Consider the following 15,981-nt stretch of genomic DNA (forward strand, 5'->3'; position numbering starts at 1 on the left):
CGCCGTGAACACCGAACACACCGCGGACGCCGACGAGTTCGCCCTGCCCCTGTCGCGGCAGGCGAACGAGCGGCTGCACGACCTCATCCCCGGGGGCGCGCACACGTACGCCAAGGGCGACGACCAGTACCCGCAGGACCTCGCCCCGGTCATCAGCCACGGCCGCGGCGCCCATGTGTGGGACATCGAGGGCAACCGCTACATCGAGTACGGCTCCGGTCTGCGGTCGGTCAGTCTCGGTCACGCCCACCCGCGCGTGACCGAGGCGGTGCGGCGGGAGATCGGCCGGGGCAGCAACTTCGTCCGGCCCTCGATCGTGGAGGTCGAGGCGGCGGAGCGCTTCCTGGCCACGGTGCCGACCGCCGAGATGGTGAAGTTCGCGAAGAACGGCTCCGACGCCACCACCGCCGCGGTGCGTCTCGCCCGCGCCGCCACCGGGCGCCAGCGAGTGGCCCTCTGCGCCGACCACCCGTTCTTCTCCGTCGACGACTGGTTCATCGGCACCACGCCGATGTCCGCGGGCATCCCGGCGTCGACCAACGAGCTGACCGTGGCGTTCCCTTACGGCGACCTGGCCGCCACGGAGGAGCTGCTCGACCGGCACGAGGGCGAGATCGCCTGCCTGATCCTCGAAGCGGCCACGCACACGGAGCCGCCGCCCGGCTACCTCGCGGGCCTGCGGGACCTGGCCGACCGGCACGGCTGCGTCCTGATCTTCGACGAGATGATCACCGGCTTCCGCTGGTCCGAGGCGGGCGCCCAGGGCCTGTACGGCGTCGTCCCCGACCTCTCCACGTTCGGCAAGGCGCTCGGCAACGGCTTCGCCGTCTCCGCGCTGGCCGGGCGCCGCGACCTGATGGAGCGGGGCGGGCTGCGCCACTCCGGCGAGCGGGTGTTCCTGCTGTCCACCACGCACGGCGCGGAGACGCACTCCCTGGCCGCCGCGATGGCCGTGCAGACCACCTACGTCGAGGAGGGCGTCACCGCGCGGCTGCACGCCCTCGGCGAGCGGCTGGCCGCCGGGGTCCGCGAGGCCGCGGCGGGCATGGGCGTCGGCGAGCACGTCGTCGTCCGGGGCCGGGCCAGCAACCTGGTCTTCGCCACGCTCGACGGGGACGGCCGGCCGTCCCAGCAGTACCGCACGCTGTTCCTGCGCCGGCTCCTCGCGGGCGGGGTGCTCGCTCCGTCGTTCGTGGTGAGCAGCGCGCTCGACGAGTCCGACATCGAGCACACCGTCGACGTGGTGGCCCAGGCCTGCGCGGTGTACCGGAAGGCACTCGACGCCGGTGATCCCACTCCGTGGCTGGCCGGGCGGCCGGTGAAGCCGGTCTTCCGCCGCCTGGCGTGATGCCGCGTGAGGTGACGTGACGTCAGTGGGGTTGCCGCTGACCGGAGTCGGCCGTGCGAGCGGCCCTCCGGTCGGCCGCCCGGTCGACCAGCCACGCGGTCGCCGGGACCACGGCCAGCGCGGTGCACCAGCCGCCGAGGACGTCGGTCGGGTAGTGCGCGCCCAGGGCGACCTGCGCCCAGCCCATGACGGCGCCGGCGGCCAGCGCGGCGGCGAGCACGAGTGACGTGCCCGCCGCTCTGCCGAGGCCGAGGCGGCCGGTCGCGAGCAGCGCCGCCATGAGGGCGAGCGCGGTGAGGAAGGCGGTGTGCCCGCTCGGGTAGGACAAGTTGTCGTCGCCGTGGATGGTGCGCCCCACAAGGGACTTGATCACCGTCGCCGTGCCGACGGTCGTGCCGACACCGGCCACGACGAAAACCGCCGCACGAGGGCACCGGAGCAGCAGGCAGCCCGTCACGACGGCCGCGATCAGCAACGCAGCCCCGAGGGGCTCTCCGAGAAAGTCCGTGACCAGGGCGACGGGCCGCCACGGCGGCCCCACGCTGTCCGCCGTCGGATCGACGACCCACCGGTCCACCCTGCCGGGCTCGCCGTGTCCGGCGTACATGACGCCGATCGCGACGACCACCAGAGCGGCGAGGACCGCGATCACCCCGAACCACACCCGCAGGGGCGGGGGCAGCACGGCGGGTGCGGGCCCGCCGGTCACCCGCCCACCGGCACGTCGTCCCGGGACTGGTCTCGGCCGACTTCCGGCACCGCTCCGGCCAGGCGATCCCACGCGAGCCCTCCCCGTCGTGTCCGGCCCACTCGGCCTCGGCCTGTCACCCTAACCGGCCGTCCGGCCGCGGCGCACCGCCGCCCAACGGCCGGATCTACCCGGCCACTTCAGGATGGCTCTGCCCCTGGGAAAGACCGCGCGGGATCCGGGCGTCGGTGCCCAGCGCCGTGCGCAGGAGCGTGCCGAACGCGGCGGGGTGCGTCGTCAGGCCGGTGTGTCCGCCGGGGAAGTGGTGGGGCCGCCCGCCGAGGCGTTCGGCGAGGAACGCGGCGGAACGGTAGGGGAGTTCACCGGAGGATTCCTGGCCGCAGGCGATCACCAGCCGGTCCGAGACGGCCCGCAGGCGGGGGACGTCCGGGGCGTAGGACATGAAGCGCGGCACGATGCTCCCGACGAAGTACGGCAGGTTGGCCATCGTCCGCTCGGCGCGCGCCGCGGCCTGCGGCGGCAGCGTGAGGCGGGCGGGCGGCTCGGTCGTGTCGCCCTCCTTCTTCAGCCCGGCGGCGAACACGGTCATCGCCGGCATCAGCCCCTCCGCGCGGAGCGTCTCCCGCACGCGGGCGAGGAACGCCCGGTGGTCGGCGGCGTCCGGCAGCACCTCCACGACCGGCGGCTCGTGCACCACCACGCGTGCGAGACGCTCGGGGTGGGCGGTGAGCAGGTGCAGCGCGGCGATCGCGCCCGAACTGGCACCGAAGACCTTCGCGGGCGCGTCCGGTGAGAGGAGTTCCAGGATCCGCAGCGCGTCGTCGGCGTGCTCGGCGACGTGCTGCTCGGCCGTGGGGTCGTCCAGCGGGCTGCGCGACATGCCGCGCGGGTCGTAGCTCACGACGGTGTGGTCGGCGGCCAGGTCGTCGGCGATGCCGTCGAAGGAGGCCGCGTCGCCCGCCCCGCCGGGGACGAGCAGCAGGAGCGGGCCGTGGCCGCGCACCTCGTAGTGCAGGGTCGCGCCGGGTACGCGCAGCGTGCCGGTGGCCGGGGTGGTCATGCGGGGTCTCCTTCTCGGGACGTGGGCCAGTGCTCCAGGAGGGTGTGGAGCGCGTCGAGGGCGCGGGTCCAGGACTGCTGAGGCGTGCGCGCGTGCGCGAATCCGCCGGTGGCCTCCAGGGCGACGAACCCGTGGAACGTGCTGCGCAGCAGCCGGACCGCGTCGGTCAGGTCGGGCTCGTCGAGGCCGTAGCCGCGCAGCATGCCGTAGGTCAGCTCGACCGCACGGCGCGGTCCGGCCGCCTGTGCCACGAGGTCGGGGTCGATCCGGATCGACGCCTGTGTCGCCGCGTAGCGGCCCGGGTGCTCATGGGCGTACGCGCGCCAGGCGTTCGCGAACGCCACCAGCGCGTCCTTGCCCGCCTGTCCGGCGGTCGCCTCCGCGATGCGGATGGTCTTCTCGTCCGCGGCGAGCAGCGCGATCCGTCCGCGCAGATCCTCCAGGCCGCGTACGTGCGCGTAGAGGCTGGCGTCCTTCACGCCGAGCCGCCGCGCCACCTGCGCCATGGTCACCCGGTCGAACCCGACCTCGTCCGCCTGCTCCGCCCCGGCGGCCGTCACCCGCTCCGCCGTCAGTCCGGCCCGTGCCATGCGCTCTCCTCCGAAACTAGGGCCCCTAGGTTTTGTCTAGGGAGCTTAGATTATGCCTAGGGGCCCTAGTTCTGCGAGCGGGTTTCCCGGCCGGGTGAGAATCGGTGCATGGATGTCCGGCAGCTGGAGTACTTCCTGGCGATCGTGGATCACGGCGGGTTCAACCGGGCGGCGACCGCCCTGTACCTGTCGCAGCCCTCGCTGTCCCAGGCCGTCCGGGCGCTGGAGCGCGATCTGGGCAGCGACCTGTTCCACCGCATCGGGCGGCGGGCCGTGCTCACCGAGGCGGGGCGGGCGCTGATCGAGCCGGCACGGGCCGCCGTGCGCGGTCTGGAGACGGCGCGGGCCAGCGTCGAGGCCGTACGTGAGCTGCGCTCGGGGCGCCTCGACGTCGCCGCGATGCCCTCGCAGGCGGTCGAGCCGCTGACGACGATGATCCGGTCCTTCCACGCCCGCCACCCGGACGTGTCCGTCTCCATCAAGGCGGCCTTCACCGCGCGGGACGTCGTCGACATGGTCCGCACGGGCGCCGCGGAGCTGGGTCTCCTCGCCGCCTCGGGGCCGCTCCCGGACAAGGAGGTCGTCGTCCATCCGGTCGGCGAGCAGCGCTTCGTGCTCGTCGTGCCGCCGGACGGGCCGTTCGCCTCACGGACGGCCGTCACCTGCGAGGAACTGGCGGGGCAGCGACTGATCGTCGGCCAGCGCGGCACCGGGATGCGGGCCTATGCGGACGGCCTCCTGGAGCGCGGCATCGCGTTCAAGGTCGCCGCCGAGACCGAGCACCGGGTCGCGATCCTGCCGCTGGTGCTCGCGGGGGTGGGGCTCGCCGTGGTGACGGACTCCTGGCGCACGACGGCCGAACGGGTCGGCGCGCGCGTCCTGGACATCGAGCCCGAGACCCGTCTCGGCATCGCCCTGGTCAGCCGCCGCGGGCTGCTCTCACCGGCCGCCGAGGCGTTCCTCGCGGATGGCCCCGGAGCCCGGGACGACAGCCGAGGGGACGACTGAAAGGCCCCGCCTATCAGGCACATCACCAGCGCGTCTTGGACGCGTGAACGCGGCCGTTGCTGGAATCGACGCATGACGAACCACCACATCGCGCTGATCCCCGGCGACGGCATCGGGACCGAGGTGCTGCCGCCCGCCCGGCAGGTCCTTGAGGCCGTGGGCGAGCGCCACGGCATCACCTTCGCCTTCACCGCGTACGACTGGTCCTGCGCACGGCATCTGCGGGAGGGCGCGATGATGCCCGACGACGGCCTCGACCTGCTGCGGGACAAGGACGCGATCCTGCTCGGCGCCGTCGGCCACCCGGGCGTCCCCGACCACGTCTCCCTGTGGGGTCTGCTGATACCGATCCGCCGCGGCTTCCGGCAGTACGTCAACCTGCGGCCGATCCGCGTCTTCGAGGGCCTGGACAGCCCGCTGCGGTCCGCGGCCGCGGGCGACGTCGACCTCGTCGTCGTACGCGAGAACGTCGAGGGCGAGTACAGCGAGATCGGCGGTCGGCTGAACCGGGGGTTCCCGGAGGAAATGGCCGTCCAGGAAGCCGTGTTCACCCGGGCCGGGGTGACCCGCGTCCTGGAGTACGCCTTCGCGCTGGCCGGGCGCAGGCAGGGGCGGCTGACCTCGGCGACCAAGTCGAACGGCATCGTGCACACGCTGCCCTTCTGGGACGAGCTGGTCGCCGAACGCGGCGCCGCGCACCCGGAGGTGACGTGGGATCAGGAGCACATCGACGCGCTGGCCGCCAAGTTCGTCCTCGACCCCGCCCGCTTCGACGTGGTCGTCGCCTCCAACCTCTTCGGCGACATCCTCAGCGACCTGGCCGCCGCCGTCGCCGGGGCCATCGGCATCGCCCCGTCCGCCAATCTCAACCCGGAGCGGGAGTTCCCCTCCATGTTCGAGCCCGTCCACGGCTCCGCGCCCGACATCGCGGGGCGCGGCATCGCCAACCCGATGGGCGCCATCTGGTCGGCCGCCCTGATGCTCGGCCACCTCGGGCACCCCGGCGCCGCCGCGGCCGTCACCGACGCGCTCTCCTCGGTCCTCGCCACGACCGACGTCCGCACCCCGGACCTCGGCGGCACCGCGACCACCGCCGAGTTCACCGACAAGGTGCTCGAACTGCTCTGAGCGTCCCGCGTCCCCGTTCCTCGACGAGGAGTAACAGGAGGTACGCCATGGCAGCGCCGGCGTCCACGCCCACCGTGTCACCCCCGGACGGCACGCCGTCCCGGCCCTGGTACAGGCAGCTGTACTTCTGGGTCCTCACCGCCATCGCCGCCGGCATCCTGACCGGCTGGCTGTGGCCGTCGGCCGGCGTCGCCCTCGAACCGGTCGGCACCACCTTCGTCTCCGCCATCAAGATGCTGATCACCCCGATCGTCTTCCTGACGATCGTGGCGGGCATCGGCGGCGTGGACAGCCTCGCCCGCGTGGGGCGCGTGGGGCTGAAGTCCCTGGCGTACTTCCAGGCGGGCACGCTCGCGGCCCTCGTCGTCGGCCTGGTCGCGGTGAACGTCTTCCAGCCGGGCGCCGGGGTGCACGCCGACCCCGGCGACCTGCGGCTGGAGGGCGACGCCGCCCAGTACGTCGAGGACGGCAGGGACCAGAGCTGGTGGCACTTCCTCACGGACATCGTGCCCTCCAGCGCCGTCGGCGCCTTCGCCGAGGGCAACATCCTCCAAGTCATCTTCTTCTCGGTGCTGTTCGGCGTCGCCCTCAAGGCCGTCGGACCCGTCGGACAGCCCGTCGTCGAGGGCGTCAACCGGCTCGGCGCCGTCGTCTTCAAGATCCTGCACTTCATCATGCTGGCCGCCCCCGTCGGCGCCTTCGGGGCGATGGCGTACACCATCGGCGAGTACGGCATCTCCACGCTCACCAGTCTCGGCCGGCTCATCGCGCTCTTCTACGGCACCTCGCTCTTCTTCGTCCTGGTCGTCCTCGGCTCGGTCACCGCGCTCCTGCGGATCAACATCCTGCGGCTGCTGCGCCATCTGCGCGAGGAGTTCCTGATCGTGCTCGGCACGTCGTCCTCCGAGAGCGTGCTGCCCCGGCTGATGGCCAAGCTCGAAGGGCTCGGTGTACGCCGCGAGATCGTGGGCCTGACCGTGCCCACCGGCTACTCCTTCAACCTCGACGGCAGCTCCCTCTATCTCTCCCTGGCCGCCGTCTACATCGCCCAGGCCACCGACACCCCGCTCGGCATCGGCCAGCAGCTGGGCCTGCTGGCCGTCATGATCCTGACCTCCAAGGGGTCGGGCGGCATCACCGGCGCGGGCTTCATCGCGCTGGCCGCCACCTTGACCACCGTGGGCACGGTCCCCGCCGCCGGCATCATGCTGATCTTCGGCATCGACAAGTTCATGTCGGAGTGCCGTGCCCTGACCAACCTCGCGGGCAACAGCGTCGCCACGCTCGTCGTCGCCCGCTGGGAGGGCGTGCTCGACACCGAGCGGGTCAACCGGGTGCTGCGGGGCCGTGATCCGGCGGCGCGCTGAGGCCGAGCGGGTGTCAGCGTCGGAGCTCCGGTGGCAGCTCCACCCACCGCCGCGGGGCGTCGTAGTCGAGGGCCGCCGAGCCGTCGCCGACGCGGAGCCCGGCCGCGCCGCAGGCGTAGGCGAGGTCCCGCACCCCGTACGGGGCGTGGTCGCCGTGCTGCCAGAAGCGGAAGTGCCAGTGCGCGGTCGCCTCCGCCTCGTCCGGCGGCAGCCCGATCTCCTCGTGCCGCACGATCTCGCCGTCCCGGGCCAGCGTGCCGTGCGTGCCGCCCTTGGGATTGAAGTACACCCCGTACGCGGACGTGCCCGCCGACAGGACCTTGAGGACGTCGTCGTCGGCGGGCATGTACGCCTGCTGGGTGATGACGCAGCCTCCGGGAGAGCCCGGCAGGGCGGTCACCCGCACGAAGTCGAGGTCGTCGTCGTAGTCCTGCTCGTCGTTCTCCTCGTCGAACGGTGCCTCCTCCGGGCCGACTTGGGGGCAGCGCGCCGGGTCCCCGCCCAGGCGCCGGATCACCTCGTCCTCGTCCAGGTCGCGGACGAAGGCGATGCCGAGGCCCTCGGTCCACACGTCCCCCATGCCGAACGCCTTGATCAGCGCGTCCGCCGCGCGGAAGGCGGCCGCCTCGTCCTCCGGCAGCGGCACCGCGCCCGGCAGCCCCGCGACGAGCGGCGCGAGCGGCGTCGTCAGGAGCAGCCGGCCCGGCGACCAGGGGCCGCACTGCGGCGTCCACACGTCGGCTCCGGCGCCGATCAGCAGCCGGATGCTCTCCTCGTCCACGGCGCAGGCGGCGTGCCACAGCGCCGTGCGTCCCTCCTCGTCGACGGCGTCGACCCGCGTGACGTGCGGGAGCAGCGCGGCCACGGCCTCGGCGCCGCCGCTCTCCGCGGCCCGGTGCAGCGGTGTGCCGCCCGCGGGGCCGAGGGTGTCGGGCGGAGCGCCGCCGGAGAGCCGGGCACGGATCAACTCCACGTCGCCCCAGTCCCGGTACCCCATGCCGCTCCAGTCGGCGCGCGGCGCATAGCGCCGCCGTGCCTCCTCCTGCTGCCTTAGCGCCGCACGCTGATGCCGGGACAGGGGAGGGGCGAGGAAGGACGGCGGGCCGCCCATGTGGCTCGTGATGATCATGCCCGGCTGTGTCTCCGGGTCCGGTGCCGGCAGGTCGGGCCATGCCTCGAAGGACCGCGCCGCCGCGGCGCGCAGCGCGCCCGCGTCGACGGGCGTGCTCGTCTCGGGGATGTCCTCGTCGGGCCACTCCACCACCAGCCGCGTCTCGCCGAGGGGCGGCAGCTCCGGCAGGTACAGATCGACGTCGGTCTTGAACAGTGAGCGACGCGCGTAGTCCACGCCGGGGTCCAGCGGGATCAGCCCGGACGGCTCCTCCAGCCCCGCGGCCGCGGCCCGCAGCGCCGCCGGACCGAGGACGGACCCGCCACGGGACTCGTCGAGCGACGTCACCCTGCGCCCGTCGGCCAGCAGGAGCCCCACCCGCAGACCGGACTGCCGCCCGGCCTCGTCCTCGCCCCTGTGCACGGGCCTGCGGACCGCCAGGTGCAGCGTGACCGAACGCGGCCACACGGACCAGCCGCGCACCACCACCTTCGCGGCGGGACCGGCACCGGCCACCGCGAGCTGCGACACGAGCACCGGCTCGAACCAGTCGCCGGGCGGCCGCTCCCGGCCCGCGTCCGCCTCCGGAGGGCCCTGCCTGAGTAACGCGTCACGCTGCCGCGCGGGCTGTTCCGGCAGCACCAAGTCGTCGAAGAATCCCATGTCGGCATCGTGACAGGAGGGTCTGACAATCCACGTCGGCACGTTCGACTCCTGTGCTTCCCGTCGTCGGCGTGTCGATGCCGCCGGGCAGACCGCCGACGTCGGCGGCGGCGATCTGCCCGGACTCCCCGGCGCGACGACCCACCATTCCTTCGCGCGGACGGCGGGGTGACCGGGTTCCCCCGACCGGTCACCCCGGACCGTCGTACTGAACATACGAGGCCCGAGGAGCGCCCCGGTATCCCGAGATTCAGGGATGGCGCGCACCTGTTCCGTGGCCCTCGCGGGTGAACAAGCGCGCAAAGTAAGGGAGTTGATGACAGCTGCCGTGCCAGACTCGACGCAGGTCGCAGGAGGTGGATCCGACAAGGGGGATCCGATGGGCTCGACGTACTCGGTGGACGCGGTGGCCCGCGACGCGCCGGAGGCCGCCGCACGCGCCGGCACCGTCGCGGAGCTGGGCGGCGAGCTCTCCCGGCTCCTGAGCCGGGCCGTCCCGCACGACGGATACCTGCTCACCGGCTTCGACCCCGTCACCGGAGCGCGCTGCTTCCTCGCCTGCGAGAACACCTACGACACGCGGGCGCGCCGCCGCATGGACCGCGCGGACGCGCTCGGCCGCACCCGCAGCCCCGTCGCCGAACTCATCGCCGGCGACTGCCCGGTGACCGTCCTCGGTGCCGGGGCGCCGGACGAGAGCCCGCAGGCGCGCAGGCTGCACCGCATCATGGCCGCCGACAGCTACGGCAGCGAGCTGTGCGTCGCGCTGACCGGGCGCGGTGTCACCTGGGGCGTGCTGGTCCTCCTCCGGGAGCGCGGCGCCAGGCCGTTCTCGCCCGCCGAGGCGGCGCGCGCGGCGGAGCTGGCACGGCCACTGGCCGACTCCGTACGGCGGTACGTGACCGACAAGCCGCTCAGCCCCCGCCTGGTCCACTTCCCGCTCAGCGTCGTCCTCGTCGACCGCGACGACCAGGTCTCCGGGGCGACCGCGGCGGGCCGCGACGCGCTGCGCGGACTCCTGCCCGGCGTCTATCCCGCCGGCGGTCAGGAGCGGTTCGGCTTCCTGTGGCACATCACGTACACCGCGCGGCGCACGGCCGCACCGGCGATCACCCGCGCGCCCACCCCGCTGGGGTGGTTCTCGCTGCAGGCGCAGCCGCTCGACGGAGACCGGGCGGACGACGTGGTGGTCACGCTCCGACCCGCCCCGGCCGCCGAGCTGTTGCCCGCGCTCGCCCAGTGGTACGGCATCTCCCGCAGGGAGCGCGCGGTCGTCGAGCAGGCCCTCCAGGGCCTGGCCGTCAAGCAGATCGCCCGCCGCCTCGGCCTGTCGCCGCACACGGTCAACGACCACTTCAAGGCGGTCTACCGCAAGACCGGGGTCACCGGCAGGGAGGAGCTGATCGCCTGCCTGGCGCAGTAGACCCGGTCACTGGCCGGGGGGCACCTGTACCGGGCGCCCCTCCAGGAGGGTCCGCTCCTGGGGCAGGACGGTGACGTGCATGACCGGCGACACCGCGCCGCCGCCGGTCATGCGCAGTTCGTTGCGGCCGACGAGGTCGAGGACGACCCGCAGGCCGTACGTGCCGCGCGCGGTCGTGTGCACCGTCGCGGGCAGGTCGACCCACCGCTCGCCCTGCTTCTGCTGGAGGGTGACGGGAGTGCCGGCCGGCAGACCCTCGCTGGTGCCCTCGATTCGGAACTGCTGAGAGGCACGCACGCTGTCCACCGAGGCGTGGGCGGTGAGCGCGGGACGGGGTGCGTCGGGCGTCGCCGTGGGGGCCGCCACGGTCGGCCGCGGGGCGGCGACCGCCGCGTCCGTCACCGGCCCCAGGAGGGCCGCCGCGACGGCGAGAGAGGAGAGGGCGGCGTACGCCGCGCGGTTCATGGTCGGCTGCAGCTTCAAGGTGTCGTCCGTTCAGGTCGGGGGCCGAAGTGCGGACCCTCTGTCGGCTCAACATAGGCAAGGCCGGGCAAACCGCCGTGAAACGACTCGCACGGGAGGAGGGAACCGCGAGGGGGGCGAAGCCCTGGGGGAGGGAATGCCGCGTCCGCCGAGGCCGCGGTGCGGGACGCGGTGGCGCGGGCCTTCGGGGCGCGGCGGCCGGCACCACCGGCGCGGTAGCGGCGCGCCTCGCACGTCCTGCCGGTCGGCCGTGCCTCGGGCGACCTGGCGGTCGGCCGCGCCTCAGACGTCCCACCAGGCGGCCGTGCCGAGCGCCGCGAGCAGCAGACAGGCGCCGAAGTTGACCGTCTTGTGGGAGAGGAAGACCGCGACGAACTCGCGGATCGTGGCGTTCGGCCAGAAGTAGGCGGCCGTGGGGGCGCCCACCACCTGGCCGTTCACGCCCGTGCGGCGGGCCAGGAGGGCCGCACGGAAGGCGTGGTAGTTGTTCGTGACGATCACGCAGCGGTGCCCGGGCCGCCGCTCGTCCATCAGCGCCCTGCTGAACGCGAGGTTCTCCTCGGTCGTGGCGGAGCGGTCCTCGCGCAGGATCCGGTCCGCGGGGAAGCCGCGCTCGGTGAGGTGGTCGGCCATCGCGTGGGACTCGGGCAGCTGTTCGTCGGGCCCCTGGCCGCCCGAGGTGATCAGCAGCGGATCGGCGCCGCGCGCCCGCTGTGCCTCGAACACCGCGCGACCGCGGTCGAGCCGGCTCGCGAGGAGCGGCGGTACGCGTGTGCCGCCGACCAGCCCGGAGCCCAGGACGATCACGAAGTCCACGGTGCCGCGCACCGGCATGCGGCTGTAGAGGAACGCGTACGCGATGAAGCACAGGAAGAGGAAGGAGACGTAGCAGACGAGGAGGAACGTGGTGCCGGTGATGATGATCAGCGGGCGCGAGCGTGTGCCGAACGCGGCGACGAGCAGCGCGATGACGCCGAAGATCGAGAGGCCCGCGAGGAGGGAGAGGAAGTTCGTGGGGCTCCGGCCCTCCTTGCGGACCATCTTCACGCCGTTGGCCGTGAGGAAGACCGCGACGGCGAGGACGCCCAGCGAGGGCACCACCAGGATCAGCACCGTGACCACCTCCGCGACGCCCAGGGGAGCCCTGTTGAGCTCGTAGATCAAGCTGATGCCCAGAAAGGCCAGGGCGATGCCGAGGTAGACGGCGTTGCTGAAGCGGCGCCGGTCGCGCAGGACGCCGACGGCGAAGAGGGCGAAGAACAGTGCGGCGCCGAAATAGGCAAACATGTCCGAATAATAGGGGGCAAGGCGAAGGGGTGACCCCCGGCTGGTGGGGGCGGCCGACCGGACTCGGCCGGGAGCGCGGCCGTACGCCTAGCCGTGCAGCGCGTCGGCGTCCTCCCGGTGCCCCTCCGGCTCCAGCTGGATCGTGGAGTGCGCCACGTCGAAGTGGTCGCCGACGCACCGCTGGAGCCGGCCGAGGAACTCCCCGTACCCGTCCGTGAGGGCCGCCTCCGTCACCACCACGTGGACGGTGAGCACCGGCATCCCCGAGGTGACCGTCCAGCCGTGCAGATCGTGCACGGCGACGACGCCCGGCTCCTCCAGGAGGTGCCGGCGCACCTCCTCCAGGTCGACGTCCTGCGGGGTCGCCTCCATGAGGACGTGCACGGAGTCCCGCAGCAGGCCGTAGGCGCGCGGCACGATCAGCAGGCCGATGACGATCGAGGCGATCGGGTCGGCGGCCTGCCAGCCCGTCAGCAGGATGATGAGGCCGCCCACGATGACGGCGACCGAGCCGAGCGCGTCGCCGAGGACCTCCAGATAGGCGCCGCGCAGATTGAGGCTCTTGTCCTTGGCGTCCCGCAGCAGCCACAGGCCCACGAGATTGGCCAGGAGACCGCCCACCGCGACCACGAACATCAGGCCGCCCTTGACCTCCACCGGCTCACTGAAACGGCCGATCGCCGACCAGAGGACCCAGATGAAGATGGCGACGAGGAGCAGGGCGTTGAGGACCGCGGAGAAGATCTCCACGCGGTAGAACCCGAAGGTGCGCCGGGGCGTCGGCGCCCGCTGGGCGAGGGTGATGGCCCCCAGCGCCAGCGAGACGCCGACCGCGTCGGTCAGGCTGTGCGCGGCGTCCGCGAGCAGCGCGAGGCTGCCGGACAGGAGGGCGCCGACCACCTGGATGACGGTGATCGAGCCGCTGATGCCGATGGTCCACAGCAGGCGCTTGCGGTACGTCCCGCTGAGAGTGCCGCCCGCCGTGGACGGGCCGTGGTCGTGCCCCATGCCCGCGAGTGGAACACGCGGGCACGGGTGCCGCCACCGAAGGGTCGGCCAGTCGGGTCAGTGCACCCGGGGGGCCGCGCCGGCGTCGCGCTGGTGCGGGATGCCGAGCGGGGGCGGCAGCTCGCCCTGGTGGACGGTGACCGTGCGGGCGGGCGCGGGGACCCGGATGCCCTCGGCGCGATAGCGCTGGTGCAGGCGCTTGATGAACTCGTGCTTGATGCGGTACTGGTCGCTGAACTCGCCGACGCCCAGGATCACCGTGAAACTGATCCGCGAGTCGCCGAACGTGTGGAAGCGGATGGCCGCCTCGTGGTCGGGCATCGCGCCGGTGATGCCGGACATCACCTCGTCCACGACCTCGATCGTGACCTTCTCGACGTGCTCCAGGTCGCTGTCGTAGCTGACCCCGACCTGCACCATGATCGACAGCTCCTGCTCGGGGCGGCTGTAGTTGGTCATATTGGTGCTCGCCAGCTTGGCGTTGGGGATGATGACCAGGTTGTTGGAGAGCTGGCGGACCACGGTGTTGCGCCAGTTGATGTCGACGACGTAGCCCTCCTCGCCGCTGCTCAGCTGGATGTAGTCACCGGGCTGCACGGTCTTCGCCGCGAGGATGTGCACGCCCGCGAAGAGGTTGGCGAGGGTGTCCTGCAGCGCGAGGGCGACCGCGAGACCGCCCACGCCGAGCGCCGTGAGCAGCGGCGCGATGGAGATGCCGAGGGTCTGCAGGACGACGAGGAAGCCCATCGCGAGCACCACGACCCGCGTGATGTTCACGAAGATGGTCGCCGACCCCGCCACGCCGGACCGGGACTGTGCCACGGCCCTGACCAGGCCCGTGACGATGCGGGCCGCCGTGAGCGTGGCCGCCAGGATGAGCAGCGCGGTGAGCGTCATGGTGACGTTGCGCCCGGTGCGCGGGGTGAGCGGCAGCGCGCCCGCCGCGGCGGCGAGCCCGGCGGTGATGGCCGCGCAGGGGACGAGCGTGCGCAGCGCGTCGACGATGACGTCGTCGCCGCTCCAGCGGGTCCGGCTGGCCCGCTCGCCGAGCCACCGCAGGAGGGTCCGCAGCAGCAGCCCCGCCGCGACGCCGGCGAGCACCGCGATGCCCGCCGTGATCCAGTCGTGCAGGGTGAGCGCGCGCGTCATCGGCCCGCTCCCGCCGTACGGGGGAGGAAGCGCGGCGAATACGCCCGCACGCGGCGTATGTGATGTGTCGTCACCTTGTGATACCTGCTCGATTCCGGGGGAAAGCGGTCACGCCGGGACGAGGGCTCGGTCCGGCGCTGAGCCATCCTGCCGCATCCGTGCACGACGGTCGCACATACCCCCACCTGGATCTTCACAGGTTGGCCGGATCCGTCAACCGACAAGCCGCAGCGCGGTGTCGGCGACGCCGAGGCGGACGGTCTGCCCCCAGGCGAGCTCCAGGGCGTCGCCCTCCATCCCGTCACCGAACGCGACGAGCCGGTCCGACTCGACGGTGACGCGCAGCCGTTCACCGGCGGCGAGGACCCCCTCCACACGTGAGGTGCCGGTGGCCGGCGAGGGCCAGGCCTCCCGCACGAACCAGATCAGCCGGGGCTCGACGGCCCCGGGCAGCACAAGGGCGCTGCCGCGCTGCTGCCAGAGCGAGCGCAGCCAGCCGGTGGCGCCGGTGCCGGTGCCGACCAGGACGCCCGAGGACGCCTGGGGTTCGGCGGGCGCCCGCTCGCCGTCGCCGCCCAGCGAGTAGCGCGCCGTCTGGTGTCCGGGCGTGCCGACATAGATCTCGTTCAGGGCGAGCAGGCGCTGGGCGTCGTCGGTGACCGCCTCGACCATGGTGAGTTCGTCCACGGTGCCGCGTTCCCGCAGGGCGGCGGCGAGCAACGCCCCGGTGTCGCGCGCCCGGTGGCGCACGAGCACGCCGGGGTTGCGCCCCGGGTCCGCGTCGATGCCGACGACGGGCTGTCCCGACAGGTACTTGGCGGCGTTGGCGACCAGGCCGTCCTGGCCGACGACGACCACCACGTCCTCCGGGCCGAAGAGGAACCGGTCCAGGTCGGCGCGCTCCACCCGGCTCTGCCGCCAGGTGAGCGGCACCGCGGCGGCGGTCTCGTCCAGCGCGCGCCGCGCCCGGCGGTGCCGCTCGGCGACCTCCTCGATGCTCCGCCCGCGCGAGGAGAGGAAGAACGCGGCCTGCCCGTGGGTGCCGTGCCGGGCCAGCAACTCCTCGTACTCGGTGGTGCGGTGGACCAGGACGGCGCGCGGCGCGAGGGTCACTGCCGTCCGCCCCCCTCCGGGGCGCCGAGCTTGGCGAGCAGGCCGGTCAGGACGTCGGGGGAGAGGGTCAGGCTCTCGATGCGGGGCACGTTCTCGGCGAGCCGGCCGGCGGCCAGCGCGTGCAGGGTGGCGGCGTCCACCTCGGCGTGCACCCGCAGCCAGGCCGCCTGCGCCTCGGCGCGCGCCGCGCCGACCGTCCGCGCCGACTCGGCCTCGGCGCGGGCCAGGCGCACGGTGCGGGCGGCCTCGGCCTCGGCGCGCACGGCGTCGGCGGCGGCGGCCTCCTCCGCCTCGCGCCGCGCGTTCGTGCCGTTCTGCTCCACCAACTGCTCTTCTCTGCGCGCCAGTTCGATGCGGCTGGCGAGTTCGTTCTCGGCGATGGCGCGCTCGCGCTCGACGGCCACCGCGCGCCGTTCGTACGTCGCCCGGTCCGCGTCCTGCTGGATGCGCTCCCTGGCGGGTGTGCGCAGCGCCCGCTCCACCTCGGGCTCGGGGCGGATCGCGACGACGCGGACGGCGACCACGTCGATGCCG

Annotated in this window: 14 protein-coding genes and 1 pseudogene; 5 read left to right on the forward strand and 10 right to left on the reverse strand. The window is 73.3% G+C overall.

Annotation, left to right across the window (positions count from 1 at the left end):
- Positions 1–4: 4 nt before the first annotated feature.
- On the forward strand, positions 5–1,348 hold the full coding sequence (locus AOK22_RS14655; RefSeq protein ID WP_055699083.1) for a glutamate-1-semialdehyde 2,1-aminomutase: 1,344 nt from the start codon (positions 5–7) through the stop codon (positions 1,346–1,348).
- Between the two features lie 22 nt (positions 1,349–1,370).
- On the opposite strand, the gene AOK22_RS14660 is transcribed toward AOK22_RS14655, so the two are convergent.
- The 3 genes from AOK22_RS14660 to AOK22_RS14670 form a co-directional block, all read right to left on the reverse strand.
- Positions 1,371–2,057 carry a phosphatase PAP2 family protein gene (locus tag AOK22_RS14660; RefSeq protein ID WP_055699084.1) on the reverse strand — a complete coding sequence of 229 codons (687 nt, stop codon included), beginning with the start codon at positions 2,055–2,057 and terminating at the stop codon, positions 1,371–1,373.
- Positions 2,058–2,223: 166 nt separating this feature from the next.
- Positions 2,224–3,117 (reverse strand): alpha/beta fold hydrolase, encoded by an 894-nt coding sequence (locus AOK22_RS14665; protein ID WP_055699085.1) that lies wholly within the window; start codon positions 3,115–3,117, stop codon positions 2,224–2,226.
- A complete protein-coding gene (locus AOK22_RS14670; RefSeq protein WP_055699086.1) occupies positions 3,114–3,707 on the reverse strand; it encodes a TetR/AcrR family transcriptional regulator in 594 nt (197 codons plus the stop codon). Before AOK22_RS14670 ends, AOK22_RS14665 begins: the two co-directional genes overlap by 4 nt.
- 108 nt (positions 3,708–3,815) lie before the next feature.
- Between AOK22_RS14670 and AOK22_RS14675 the strand changes: the two genes are divergently transcribed.
- From AOK22_RS14675 to dctA, 3 genes are all read left to right on the forward strand, one after another.
- Positions 3,816–4,715, forward strand: coding sequence for a LysR family transcriptional regulator (locus AOK22_RS14675; protein WP_055699087.1), 900 nt, complete (start codon positions 3,816–3,818; stop codon positions 4,713–4,715).
- A gap of 72 nt (positions 4,716–4,787) precedes the next feature.
- Positions 4,788–5,843, forward strand: a complete 1,056-nt coding sequence (locus AOK22_RS14680) for a tartrate dehydrogenase (protein WP_055699088.1) — start codon at positions 4,788–4,790, stop codon at positions 5,841–5,843.
- A gap of 47 nt (positions 5,844–5,890) precedes the next feature.
- Positions 5,891–7,210: a C4-dicarboxylate transporter DctA gene (gene dctA, locus AOK22_RS14685; protein WP_055699089.1), complete on the forward strand. Its 1,320-nt coding sequence runs from the start codon at positions 5,891–5,893 to the stop codon at positions 7,208–7,210.
- 13 nt (positions 7,211–7,223) lie between these two features.
- Here the strand turns inward: dctA and AOK22_RS14690 are convergent, their stop codons facing one another.
- A complete protein-coding gene (locus AOK22_RS14690; protein ID WP_055699090.1) occupies positions 7,224–8,984 on the reverse strand; it encodes an ankyrin repeat domain-containing protein in 1,761 nt (586 codons plus the stop codon).
- A 379-nt stretch (positions 8,985–9,363) separates the two neighbouring features.
- On the opposite strand from AOK22_RS14690, the gene AOK22_RS42705 reads away from it, so the two are divergent.
- The gene (locus tag AOK22_RS42705) at positions 9,364–10,407 is read left to right on the forward strand and encodes a helix-turn-helix transcriptional regulator (protein WP_244164792.1); all 1,044 of its coding nucleotides are present in this window, start codon (positions 9,364–9,366) and stop codon (positions 10,405–10,407) included.
- 6 nt (positions 10,408–10,413) lie between these two features.
- Here AOK22_RS42705 and AOK22_RS14700 read toward each other — a convergent pair whose 3' ends face one another.
- The 6 genes and pseudogenes from AOK22_RS14700 to AOK22_RS14725 all read right to left on the reverse strand — a co-directional run.
- Positions 10,414–10,890: a hypothetical protein gene (locus tag AOK22_RS14700; protein WP_244164793.1), complete on the reverse strand. Its 477-nt coding sequence runs from the start codon at positions 10,888–10,890 to the stop codon at positions 10,414–10,416.
- 282 nt (positions 10,891–11,172) lie between these two features.
- Positions 11,173–12,177 (reverse strand): YdcF family protein, encoded by a 1,005-nt coding sequence (locus AOK22_RS14705; RefSeq protein WP_055699091.1) that lies wholly within the window; start codon positions 12,175–12,177, stop codon positions 11,173–11,175.
- Positions 12,178–12,264: 87 nt separating this feature from the next.
- Positions 12,265–13,185, reverse strand: a complete 921-nt coding sequence (locus AOK22_RS14710) for a cation diffusion facilitator family transporter (protein ID WP_055699092.1) — start codon at positions 13,183–13,185, stop codon at positions 12,265–12,267.
- 57 nt (positions 13,186–13,242) lie between these two features.
- On the reverse strand, positions 13,243–14,334 hold the full coding sequence (locus AOK22_RS14715) for a mechanosensitive ion channel family protein (RefSeq protein ID WP_055699093.1): 1,092 nt from the start codon (positions 14,332–14,334) through the stop codon (positions 13,243–13,245).
- 213 nt (positions 14,335–14,547) lie between these two features.
- Positions 14,548–15,447, reverse strand: a complete 900-nt coding sequence (locus tag AOK22_RS14720; RefSeq protein ID WP_055699094.1) for an NAD(+)/NADH kinase — start codon at positions 15,445–15,447, stop codon at positions 14,548–14,550.
- Positions 15,444–15,981: pseudogene (locus tag AOK22_RS14725) on the reverse strand (SPFH domain-containing protein); the annotation flags it as partial. The gene AOK22_RS14720 and the pseudogene AOK22_RS14725, both read right to left, overlap by 4 nt.

The organism is Streptomyces silaceus (assembly GCF_001419745.1).
GTDB classification, from domain to species: Bacteria; Actinomycetota; Actinomycetes; order Streptomycetales; family Streptomycetaceae; genus Streptomyces; species Streptomyces silaceus.